Source organism: Pedobacter sp. GW456-11-11-14-TSB4, from assembly GCF_059424425.1.
Window position 1 is genome coordinate 492,479 of record NZ_JBWKZK010000002.1, and the last position, 12,482, is coordinate 504,960.

General features: G+C 33.3%; 9 protein-coding genes. 7 read left to right on the forward strand and 2 right to left on the reverse strand.

The genetic code is table 11. From position 1 onward, the window contains the following. Positions 1-71 precede the first annotated feature (71 nt). From AC07XU_RS09495 to AC07XU_RS09520, 6 genes are all read left to right on the forward strand, one after another. Entirely contained in the window at positions 72-437 is a 366-nt protein-coding gene (locus AC07XU_RS09495; RefSeq protein WP_494943407.1) for a hypothetical protein, read from the forward strand. 98 nt (positions 438-535) lie between these two features. Next, on the forward strand, positions 536-3,610 hold the full coding sequence (locus tag AC07XU_RS09500) for a type I restriction endonuclease (RefSeq protein ID WP_494943408.1): 3,075 nt from the start codon (positions 536-538) through the stop codon (positions 3,608-3,610). Then, positions 3,611-5,227 carry an HsdM family class I SAM-dependent methyltransferase gene (locus tag AC07XU_RS09505; RefSeq protein WP_494943409.1) on the forward strand — a complete coding sequence of 539 codons (1,617 nt, stop codon included), beginning with the start codon at positions 3,611-3,613 and terminating at the stop codon, positions 5,225-5,227. A gap of 100 nt (positions 5,228-5,327) precedes the next feature. Next, the gene (locus tag AC07XU_RS09510; protein WP_494943410.1) at positions 5,328-6,518 is read left to right on the forward strand and encodes a restriction endonuclease subunit S; all 1,191 of its coding nucleotides are present in this window, start codon (positions 5,328-5,330) and stop codon (positions 6,516-6,518) included. 42 nt (positions 6,519-6,560) lie between these two features. Beyond that, on the forward strand, positions 6,561-8,027 hold the full coding sequence (dgt, locus tag AC07XU_RS09515) for a dGTP triphosphohydrolase (RefSeq protein WP_494943411.1): 1,467 nt from the start codon (positions 6,561-6,563) through the stop codon (positions 8,025-8,027). Continuing rightward, positions 8,008-9,126 carry a hypothetical protein gene (locus AC07XU_RS09520; RefSeq protein ID WP_494943412.1) on the forward strand — a complete coding sequence of 373 codons (1,119 nt, stop codon included), beginning with the start codon at positions 8,008-8,010 and terminating at the stop codon, positions 9,124-9,126. The genes dgt and AC07XU_RS09520 overlap by 20 nt, the downstream gene beginning before the upstream one ends. A 141-nt stretch (positions 9,127-9,267) precedes the next feature. On the opposite strand, the gene AC07XU_RS09525 is transcribed toward AC07XU_RS09520, so the two are convergent. Continuing rightward, entirely contained in the window at positions 9,268-9,960 is a 693-nt protein-coding gene (locus AC07XU_RS09525; RefSeq protein WP_494943413.1) for a hypothetical protein, read from the reverse strand. 637 nt (positions 9,961-10,597) lie between these two features. Between AC07XU_RS09525 and AC07XU_RS09530 the strand changes: the two genes are divergently transcribed. After that, positions 10,598-11,344, forward strand: a complete 747-nt coding sequence (locus AC07XU_RS09530; RefSeq protein ID WP_494943414.1) for a hypothetical protein — start codon at positions 10,598-10,600, stop codon at positions 11,342-11,344. A gap of 109 nt (positions 11,345-11,453) precedes the next feature. Here AC07XU_RS09530 and AC07XU_RS09535 read toward each other — a convergent pair whose 3' ends face one another. Next, a complete protein-coding gene (locus AC07XU_RS09535) occupies positions 11,454-11,804 on the reverse strand; it encodes a hypothetical protein (RefSeq protein WP_494943415.1) in 351 nt (116 codons plus the stop codon). Positions 11,805-12,482: the final 678 nt, after the last annotated feature.

A 12,482-nucleotide genomic window follows, 5' to 3' on the forward strand; every position in this document is an offset into this window, starting at 1 on the left:
TGGGTTTACGGGAAACCGGAATTTAATGTTCAAACATTTGTATATTATTGTAACATATTAAATGTTCTCAAATGAAAAAGCTCTTATTAGTGATTTTAATGCAATTTGTAGTTACGGTTGCTATCTCTCAAACAGTAAAATGTAATGATCTTTTAGAATTTATTATTTCTAAAGGTTATAAAAAAGCAACTTTAACAAGTTATTCTTTAGGGTCATCATGGCTCTCAAAAGTTACTGCCTATACTTACGATTATAAGGTATACGTGGTTGCAGACATTAAAGAAAATGAATATAGTTTTAAAACTAAATCATATCTTTTTTGCGGAATACCCAATTCAAACTGGCAATCTTTTCAATATGGAGGTTACGGAATGTCTGCCTCTTATGGTGAAAGATTTCACAAGTACATTTTTGATTATCAGTGTGATTGTAATTAAATAGATAAATTTACCTACATTATTTGAATTACGGTTCATTGTAATTGATTATAATGAGAATGTTTTATTTAAATTCGCCTAAATAACCCGTAGATTGAATGGCTTTCAACGAAGATTCAAGAGTTAAGATACCCGCAATATTGCACCTGTTAAGATTAGGCTATACCTATATTTCCAGAAAAGAGCAATATAGGCAAGAAGAAACAAATATATTCCCTACCGTTTTTAAACAGAGTATTTCCAAAATCAACCCTGGTGTAGATGAAGCAGATATAAATAGACTTTTAGAGGAGCTAACACTTAAACTCGATTTTGATGATTTAGGGCGTGAGTTTTATAAAAGTTTAACAGCAACATCCGGGATAAAGCTAATTGATTTTGAAAGATTTGATAACAATAGCTTCCATGTAACCACAGAATTAACCTGTAAAAACGAAGAAGAAGAATTTAGACCAGATATAACCATTTTAATTAACGGAATGCCTTTGGTATTTATCGAAGTTAAAAAGCCTAACAATAAAGATGGTGTTTTGGCAGAGCGTAAACGCATTAATGATCGTTATAAGAACAAGAAATTTAAGCGTTTCGCTAACATCACTCAAATGATGTTGTTCTCTAACAACATGCCTTATGAAGATGGAGTAATAGAACCATTGCAAGGTGCTTATTACGCTACATCTGCATATGCTGATTTACAATTCAACTATTTTAGGGAAGAAGAAAACTTAAACCTAACTCATTTATTGGCTGCCGAAAGCGATGAAATAGAAAATCTAATTTTAAAGGATAACAATATCATCGCCATTAAACATTCTCCAGAGTTCATTACCAATAAACATTACAACACACCTACCAATACCATTTTAACCTCCTTGCTTAGTAAAGATAGGTTGGCTTTTATACTAAAATATGCTATTGCTTATGTAGATGAAGAAATTAAGGGCAAAACAATTACGCTTAAACACATCATGCGTTATCCGCAAATATTTGCTACAAAAGCAATTGAGCGTAAACTGAATGAGGGAGTTAAAAAAGGAATTATATGGCATACCCAAGGAAGCGGTAAGACAGCCTTGGCTTATTATAATGTTAAGTTTTTGACAGATCATTTCCAAAAGCGAAACATCATTGCCAAATTCTATTTCATTCTAGATCGTATTGATTTGGCTAACCAAGCCAGTACTGAGTTTGGAAACAGAGGTTTGGTAGTTAACCGTGTAAATTCGAGAACCGAATTTTTAGAAGATATTAAAAAAGTAAGTGTTGTACATAACAGCTCTGGCGATAGAGAAATTTCTGTAGTTAACATTCAAAAATTTACAGAAGAAACCGTTGCGGTAAAAGATTTGGCTTACGACATCAACATCCAACGAATTTATTTTATCGATGAGGCACATCGTGGATATAATCCGAAAGGTACCGCATTGGTAAACCTACTTCGTTCTGATGAAGATGCCATTAAGATTGCTTTAACCGGAACGCCTTTGTTACGGGAAGTGGCCAAAGAATTTGATAGCAAAGCATTGTTTGGTGAATACATCCACAAGTATTATTACAACATGTCCATCGCAGATGGCTATACTTTGCGTTTGATTAGGGAAGGGATTGATACTACCTATAAAATGCAATTGAAAGAGGTGCTAGAACAGATTAAAATATTGGAGGGCGATGTCCCAAAAAGCCAAGTTTTTGCGCATCCCAAATTTGCAAAGCCAATGTTGGATTATATTGTAAAAGATTTAATCCAGTTTAGAAAAACCGAAACTGATGATAGTTTAGGCGGAATGGTGGTATGTGATACTAGCGACCAAGCCAAAACTTTGTTTGAATATTTTGAGGAATTATATGGTGTACAAGAAATGCAATCTTTGGGTATGGTTGCTGAAGAACCTGCTGAATATAAAAAGTTAAGTAAACCGCTTAAGGGAGCGTTAATTTTACATGACATCAATTCTAAAGACGACCGAAAAGAACAGGTTAAGCAATTTAAAGCGGGAGAAATAGATATTCTATTCGTTTTTAATATGTTATTGACGGGTTTTGATGCCAAACGATTGAAGAAGTTGTATTTGGCAAGAGTGGTGAAAGACCATAATTTACTGCAAACGCTAACTCGTGTAAGCCGTCCATATAAAAAGTACAAATATGGCTACGTGGTAGATTTTGCCGATATCACCAGTGCATTTAAAGATACCAACGATAATTACTTCAAAGAGCTGCAGGGAGAGTTAGGCGATGAAATGCAGAACTACACCAACCTTTTTAAATCAGCTGAAGAAATTGATGCCGAAATTTTGGAAATTAAAGAAAAGCTTTTCCACTTTGATGCCATTAATGCTGAGATATTTAGTCAGCAGGTAAGCGAAATTAAAGACAAAAAGGATTTGTTGGAGCTGATTAAAGTGTTGAGCAATGCCAAAGAGCTTAAGAACATCATCCGCTTAAAAGGTTTGGATGAACAGTTGGATAAACTCGATTTCTTTAAACTGCACCAATTATTAAGTGTGGCACAAGCACAATTAGATAAACTAAATTTAATTGACAACATAAATAACGAAGCCGATACCACTAATTTATTAAATTCGGCACTCGAGGATGTTATCTTTTTATTCACAAAAATATCAGAAGAAGAACTCATTTTGGCCGACCAACTGCGTGGGCAGTTGAAACGAACAAGAGAAGCGCTTTTATATAATTTCGACCAAAAAGACCCAGAATTTGTAACCTTAAGAGAAGAACTAGAACGCATCTTTAAAAAGAAAAACTTGGGCGAAGTAGAGCAGGAAGATATGCGAGATAATATCTTGCTCTTGCAATCTATTTACGATCGGGTAACAGAGCTTAATCGTAAAAATAACCTGCTGAAAAGCAAATATGAGCAAGACGAAAAATATGCTCGTTTGCATAAACGTTTGGTAGAAAACAAAGGCATCTCTGCCAAAGAAATACAATTGCACGAAGCTTTAATGAATGTAAAACATCAAACAGATGAGCAGTTGTCAAACAACAACAATATTTTAGATAATGAAGCTTTCTTTAAAAAGTACTTACTTAATCTTGTTGCCAATGAGTTTGTAACCAAACAAAAAATTAAATTAGATTATAACACCACCAAAAACATCAATACACTCATAGCAGGCGAATACCTGCAACAGTATAACAATTATTTATAAATGACCGATTTAACATTTATCACCAAAACCAAACAGTTAATTGATAGCCTAAAAAGCGTTTGCGCCAATTACGGTTTGGGGAATGATGGCAACGAGTTCAAAATTATTACACAGGTTTTTCTGTATAAATTTATGAACGATAAGTTTGCCTTCGAGGCCAAAACCATTGAACAGTTTAACTTAGCCAAAGCAGAAAATTTTCAGGAAGCTTTAGAAGCGCTAGATGAAGAACAATACAATTTCTTGTTGGCGTTTATCAATGCAAACACACCACAATTATATCCGCACCAAACTATCACCTATTTACACAATAAGCAAAACAGTAACGATTTTGCCAAGTTGTTTGATGATACCTTAAGAGAAATCAGTATTAACAATGCAGAGATTTATTCGGTAAAAGCGGCAAGTGGGGCAAAAGATAAAATGTTTGATGAGTTGAGCAATTTCATTAGCGACTCTTCACAACGTGATGCTTTTTGCAAGGCTTTAATCAGCAAGTTGTTTGAGTTTAGCTTCGAGGGGATGTTTAATGAGAAATATGATTTCTTTGCCACCATTTTCGAATATCTGATTAAAGATTACAATACCGATAGCGGTGGTAAATATGCCGAATATTACACGCCACATGCGGTTGCCCGTATCATGGCATCTATTATGGTAAACGACAGGCCTAAAGGCGTAAAAGTGTACGACCCAAGTGCAGGTTCTGGTACGTTATTGATGAACATTGCACACGCAATAGGTGAGGACAATTGCAGCATTTACAGTGAAGATATTTCGCAAAAATCTAGCAATATGTTGCGTTTGAATTTAGTATTGAACAATTTAAGCCATAGCATACCGCATATCATTAAAGGCAATACTATTTTAGAGCCTTACTACCGAGAAGAAAAATTTGATTACATTGTTTCTAATCCACCTTTTAAATTAGATTTTTCTGATTTTAGTGTTGCCTTAGATAAAGACATCAACAAAACTCGCTTTTTTGCTGGCATACCCAATATTCCGAAAGCCAAGAAAGAAAGTATGGCTATTTACCTGCTGTTTATCCAACATATCATGTACAGCTTAAGCGAAAAAGGTAAGGCTGCTATTGTGGTACCAACTGGCTTTATTACTGCTCAAAGTGGTATTGAGCGTAAAATACGTGAAGCAATGATAGAACGTAAATTAATACGTGGTGTGGTAAGTATGCCGAGTAATATTTTTGCCAGTACAGGTACCAACGTAAGCGTTTTGTTTTTAGATAACAGAGCCGATGCGGAACATATTGTTTTGGTAGATGCCAGTAAATTGGGGCAAACCATTAAAGAAGGTAAAAACCAACGTACAGTTTTAACGCCAAACGAAGAGCAACGCATTATTGATGCGATGAACAATAAAGTGGCAGAAGATGATTTTAGTGTAGTGGTAGCTGCGGAAGATATTAAAGCGAAAAATTATTCATTCTCAGCTGGGCAATATTTTGAAGTGAAGATTGATTATGTGGATATTACGGCTGAGGAGTTCAAAGAAAAGATGGCAGGGTTTGAAAATACGTTAAGTAGTCTTTTTGCTGAGGGAAATGTTTTAGATGTAGAAATTCAGAAGCAAATGGAGGGATTGAAATTTGAATAATCTTGTAAAATTAAAAGACCTTTGTTTAAGAATTACTGATGGTTCGCATTATAGCCCAAAAGATAGCTTTGTTGGAATTCCAATGCTTTCAGTAAAAGATATGAGAGAAAATGGTTTCAACTATTCTGAAACCAAATATGTGACAAATGAAGACTATGAGTTTTTAAAGAGGAACGACTGTAAGCCGCTTAAAAATGATATCCTAATAGCGAAGGACGGTAGTTATTTAAAACATGTTTTTGTAATAAAAGAAGAGATTGATCAAGCTATTTTATCATCAATTGGGATATTACGACCTAACCTAAAGAAGGTTGTTCCTGATTATTTAAAATACTACCTACAGACAGAATCAGTAAAAAAAACTGTTGCTAAAAAATATGTTTCTGGAAGTGCCCTACCAAGAATTATTCTGAAAAACTTTGGAGAAATTGATATTGTTTACAAAGATCTACCAACCCAACAAAAAATCGCTTCTATTCTTTCCGCGTTAGACAATAAAATAGAGCTTAACAATAAAATAAATGCAGAGTTAGAGGCTATGGCCAAAACGCTTTATGATTATTGGTTTGTGCAGTTTGACTTTCCTAATGCTGATGGTAAACCTTATAAATCATCAGGTGGAGAAATGGTTTATGATGAAGTTTTGAAAAGAGAGATACCAAAGGGCTGGGAGGCGAAGCGTTTGGGCCAGATTGCAAATATAACTATGGGTCAGTCGCCTGATGGAGCATCATACAATGATGAGGGAGAAGGAATGATATTTTATCAAGGGTCAACTGATTTTGGATGGCGTTTCCCGACTATTAGACAATTTACAACAAAGCCTACGAGATTTGCTAAAATAGGCGATATCCTTCTTAGTGTTAGAGCACCTGTTGGAACTTTTAATGTTGCAAAAGAAGATTGCTGTATAGGTCGAGGATTGTCAGCCTTAAATAGCAAAGACAATTTCAATTCATTCTTGCTTTATCAAATGAGTTATTTTAAGAAGAAATTTGACAACATTAACTCTGTAGGAACTACATTCGGCTCTATAACTAAAGATGATTTACACTCGTTAGTGCTTTGTTATCCGTCTTCTAATGTTTTACATCAGTTTGAAGAAATTGTGTTGACTTTTGATAGTAAAATATTTATTAACTCTAAACAAAACCAAGAATTAGCATCTTTGAGAGATTGGTTGTTGCCTATGTTAATGAATGGGCAGGTTACGATAAAAGATGTTTATGAAATGGTAGACGGGGAGTTGGGCATGGTAGCGGATATACCTGAAATTTATGATAAATTATAATTTAAAAATCTTTTTTAAAGCTTAAAAAAAACAGGAACTAAAATGATGAATTGGAAAAATTTATTAAGTACTACACGTATTCGAACATCTACAAGACCAATTGAGCACAATGATAAATCTAAAGATACTTTTGATGATATAAGAAATCCATTTGAAAGTGATTTTGGCAGAGTAGTATTCAGTCCCGCTACGAGACGGATGCATGATAAAACCCAAGTATTTCCACTTACCGCTGATGATAATACCCACTCAAGATTAACTCACTCAATGGAAGTGATGGCAATTGGGTATTCTTTAGGAATTAAAGTTTGTAAAAGTGAAGGCTTCCAAACATTAACAGGTCTAACTGAATTAGAATTAATTCGAAAAATACCACTCATTTTACAAAGTGCTTGTTTAGTGCATGATATAGGAAATCCTCCTTTTGGACATTTCGGTGAGACCGTAATACAAAACTATTTTAAAAATATTTTTGACTTGCAACATAAGGAAAAACAAAAGTTAGATGAGCTGCTTAAGACTTGTCATTCTGATGACAAAGAAGCAATTCAAGTTAAAATAGATAAACTATTTAATTTGACAGAACTTGAAGAGGAAGATTTTACACACTTTGATGGAAATGCTCAGGGGTTTAGAGTATTGACGAAATTACAAATACTTGATGATGACAAGGGATTAAATCTTACATCTGCAACTCTTGGAGCATATCTCAAATATCCTAATACAGACAAAATTGATAAATCTAAAATAAATCGAAAGAAAAGAGGCGTATTTCAATCCGAGAAGATGTATTTAAATGAAATTTCGAATAATTGTGATCTACTTTTAAAGGATGAGATCAAAAGGCATCCTCTGTGTTATCTAATGGAAGCCGCAGACTCTATCTGTTATTTGGTTATGGACTTAGAAGATGGTTTTAATAAAGGTTGGTATAACTATGAATTTATTAAGGAAAAATTGATAAAAGTTCCTTCGATGAAGGAACAGTTTTTAAAATTAGAAGAAAATCATAAAACTAACGGTATGGAAATAACTCGGGTAGCGAATTTGAGAATCTATTTAATTCAAAGGCTTGTTTCTTTAGCATCAGAAAATTTTTTATCAAAGATAGATTTAATATCTTCAGGGGCTTACAATAAAGAGTTGATCAATGACGATAAAGATAATTTAGCAAAACATTTACAGGAGTTTTCGATTAAACATATTTTCCCAGAAAGAGAAATTACTTCGCTGGAATTAACAGGACACTCTGTTTTGACTGGATTATTAGATTATTATATAAAGTTTTTGTTTCATGAAGATAAAGCATATAGAATAAGGGCAGAAGGATTATTATCAAATGGAATAAAACGTGTTGCTCTAATTGAAAATGGATTTCCTGAAACTGATAGTATATTGCAATTAGATAAATACTACAAATTAAGAATGATTGTAGATTTTGTCTCAGGTATGACCGATCAGTTTGCGCTGAATCATTATCAAAAATTAAGTGGACAAAAAATTAATTAATAACATTATTGATAAGACGAAAACAGATAATTTTTTAAGTTTTCTAAAGGATAAGATTGGTGTTAAGGTTTTTTCTTTTTTAGAAGAATTATCAAAAATTTCGGAGATTTATATTTTCAGCGGTGTAGTGCGCAATTTTTTTATTAAATATAATGGACAAATACGTGACTTTGACTTAGTAGTTAAAACTGATAATGCTATTCTTATGAGTTTCTTGTCCAATTTAGATTACAAACAAAATAGCTTTGGCGGATATAAGTTAAAAATAGGAACTTTAAGTGTTGATTTGTGGCACGTGGAGAATACATGGGCTTACAAAAAAGATAAAGTTAAGTCTGATCTTTTTGAATTTTACTCTTTACCTACGACTGCGTTCTTTAATTTTTCCTCAGTGATTTTTCATTTTAATACAAAAGAGTTTATTTACACTAAAAAATTTATTAATTTCTTAAAAACAAAGACTATTGATTTGGTGCTTGAGGAAAATCCGATGCCGCATTTATGTATAATTAATTCTATCTATTATCATCAAAAATTCAACTTATCTATTTCTGAGAATTTGAAGAGGTATTGTATAACTCATTTTCACGATTTCAAAGAAAATGAATTTAATGATATCCAACTAAAGCATTTTAAAGAGATAAAATATGAATATGCATATATTAAAGAATATGTAAAAATATTTAAAGGCCAAATTATGTTAACAGAGAATGATATTACACGACTATTAGCAGATTATTTAAAAAAGAATAATTACAAAATTTTAAGTCAATTAACTACAAAACAAAAAGGTTTTGATATCACCGCCGAAAGTTCGGAAGGAAAAAAGCTTTATGTAGAAGTTAAAGGAGAAACTAGCGCTAATCAGAAATCTAAAAGGTACGGTCAATATTTTACTGGTAATCAGATCTGGAATCATGGGGCCGTCGCACTTTTTACAACACTAAGGTCTATGAATAAGGCAGAGCATAAAGATGCAGAATTTGCTTTAGCATTCCCTATAAACCACGAACCAATGATGGTATATATTAAAGATTCAATTGATAAATTAGGTATTAAGGTGTATTTTGTTTCTGAGACAGAAGTAAGAATGCTATAATAAACGTATAAAAGCGAAAATATTAACCGTTAAAAACACATTCAACAACATAAATACTAGCTGTTGACTAATTTTTGAAAGTCAAATGATACTTTTTTTACAGGGAATTTAACTGTTATCTTTTCAGGTTTAAACTATAATTTAGTTTAAACCTTTAATTTCATTCAAAGTTTTTTGCAGTAAATAAGGAATTTTACCACCAGACAATTCATTATAAACGACTTTTTGGGCATTGAATGTGTCAATGGCTATACATAGATCATCTGAAATTTGATAATTATCCGAGTAGTTTTTAATTAAAAATTCATAGAGTGTTTCGCAGAAAATTCCTAATTCATTTTTCTTAAAACCTCCAAGTTTAGGTATTAACCAAACTGCGCCCAATTCTTTTTTCCCATTGCGCTTATGGGCAAACAAAAGACTTGGATTTAGGTACAATGGAAAATTATCAATGTTAATCACCTTATGAACTTTCTGCACAGTTTCAAATTTTAAGATTTCTGACGGTCTTATATCATTAAGATTGAAATCTTTAAAGCTGGTTAAGATGTCTATATTTCTTTGATACATCGATTTTATTCGCTTATCTTCAGCAACTTCATGTTTGTTTGCAAGATCATCTAATTTAGCATCATAAAAATCGTTTGAATTATGCTTGAAAACATTGTAAATGCAGCTTGTGCTTGTCACCCAATAATCGCCACCACTCGTGTCCTCATTGTCTGCTTTTTCCTTAGGTATTCTAGTTTTTAATTTTGAAGCGAAGTTTTTCTTTCCCTTATCAGTAGTTTTTCTTGTAAATTCCACCAACTCCTTTATTGTTATTTTTTGCATAAAATAAAAATAAGTAATTAATTGACTAGTAGCTATTTAATTTATTAACATATTCCTGCTGTTCAAGATTTTATTATTGTGAATAGTAATGAAAATTATGTTGTTGAAAGTTATGCTTAAAAACTTTTTGATGTATTTGTTCAATCTGAATTTTTAAAGAGCTTAATCATCAATTGTCAAGACTGCAATTGGGTAGATATCGAAAATGAATATTTCAACCAGTTGAAGGCTTGTAAATCTAAAGACAACAAATTTGATATTGAGAAGGTAAAACGGTTGAACATTGAATTTACGTACTCCGCTCTTCGAGATTTGCAATCTCGAAAACATACTCGTTTCCCAAGATTTGCAACCTCCAACCTTAATACATTACATCAAAAATTACAATTGTCTAAAAAATATTTTTAAAAATATGGCCTCTCTCAAATCCCATTTATTTCTCTTTTAAAGAAAATAATTATCGTTATTCAAACAATAGTAAACTTCAGGTTTAGAAAATATAAGTTATAAGAAAAACAGGCGTAAGACATTGAAAATGAACGAACAATATTTTGATTTGTTCTTTAGTTTGTAAAGAAAATATTAGGTAACTTAATGGTAATTAACCAAATTAAGAACCACTAAAATCTAAAAACCTATGTCAAAAGTGTATGAAACAGGTCATGCCAAAAACGTGGCAAACTTCGAAACCATGATCTCATTTGTAACCGCTTACGGAGCAGCTTACAACCCCTCACAATCCACAATTCAATTGTCAAGTCTACAAGCCAAATCTAACGATGCCAATGCAGTTATTAATCAACTACATGCCGAAAACGCCAACTATGGTAATGCGGTAGCGTCTCGCGAACTGGCATTTGCACCAATTCAAAAACTAAGCACCAGAATTTTAAATGCCTTAAAAGCCTCAGGAGTAACAAAACCGATAATAGAAAACCTACAAACACTAAACAGAAAATTACAAGGCAAGCGAGCCTCCGCAAAAATTAGCGACGAAGACAAAGCAGCATTACTGGCAGAAGGCAAAGAAGTAAATCAGATTTCTGTATCACAACGCGGATATGACAACATGTTAGATACATTTGGCAAGCAAGTCTCGTTATTGGCATCAATACCTCAGTACGCACCGAACGAAACAGAACTACAATTGGCAACCCTTCAAAACTTATACAATGTGCTAAAGGCAGAAAATTTGGGGGTAACAAATGTAACCACCGACCTAAGCAATAAACGCTTAGCCCGCAATGAAACCATGTACAACGAAGAAACAGGCTTAGTGGCACTGGCAGCCTTAACAAAAAATTATGTCAAATCAGTTTACGGAGCAAGCGCACCCCAGTACAAACAAATATCAGCCTTAGCTTTCAAGAGTTTAGCATTCTAAAACAATTCACAACAAAATCAATCCCTATTGTTCTAAACATTTATTAGAAAACATTAGCATTGCAGAATTCCACCACTAAAATTTAAGAAATAAATTCCTCCAATAGAAATTACCCAACACCCAAAAGAAAATAGCAAAAGGTAATCATGCAGCTAACTCTGCTTAAAAAGAAATCACCCATTACAAAAAGAAAACTCAGAACTACAAAAAGACCTAGATCAACTACAAAAAGAAATATTTTAATTCCGATAAGAACAATCTCTGTTGCCAAAAGAACAATCGCTGTTGCCAAGAGAACTATTCCAATTGCTAAAAGAACAATCGCTGTTGCCGAGAGAACTATTCCAATTGCTAAAAGAACAATTGCGATTGCGAAAAGTATTATTGCCATTGCTAAAAGAACTATTGCGATTGCCAAAAGAAATACCTGTATTGCACATTGAACTCTTTCAGTTGCCAAAAGAACTATACTAACTAATAAAAGTACAACCCGCTCTTCGATATTTGCAATCTCGAAATCCTACCATAGGATTTATAACTCAAAATTTAAATATCAAACTTAGTTCAACTTTTACCTATTTTACATGGGTAGGCTGCATCTTTATAAGAGGCTCAAAAAAGCTTACGTTCAATGCCTATTAAAGAGATCCCTCGACTACCGATGTAAAATCGTTACACATCGGGATAACAAGTGAGCAGGAGATTGCGAACTCCGCTCTTCGTGATTTGCAATCTCGAAAACATATTAACGGAATTTATAATTTAAAGATTAATTTTTAAAGAATACTGTGCAGCTTGCTCCGATTTTACATCGCTAGAAGATGTTTCCCGTATGCTAAAAAAAGTTTAAGTTGAATGCTTAACAACGAGATCCTTCGCTGCGCTCTGGATGACAAGTCGCCGAAAGATTGCTTCAAAAATAATAAGGTTTGCAATGACACAGAAGAAATGAACGAGGGAGTATTTGGTCTATGCTCCAATTAAACAGATCTCTCCTCGCTGCGCTGCGTTCGAGATGACGCTGAAGAGCAGATTGCTGTGGTAGATGTTGAGTGCCGGTGGGTAGCCATCGCTACTCAAGCACAGCTATTCCCAAGCACTCATCCGGCCTCAGTGAATTAGCGTTAAAAAATCAATT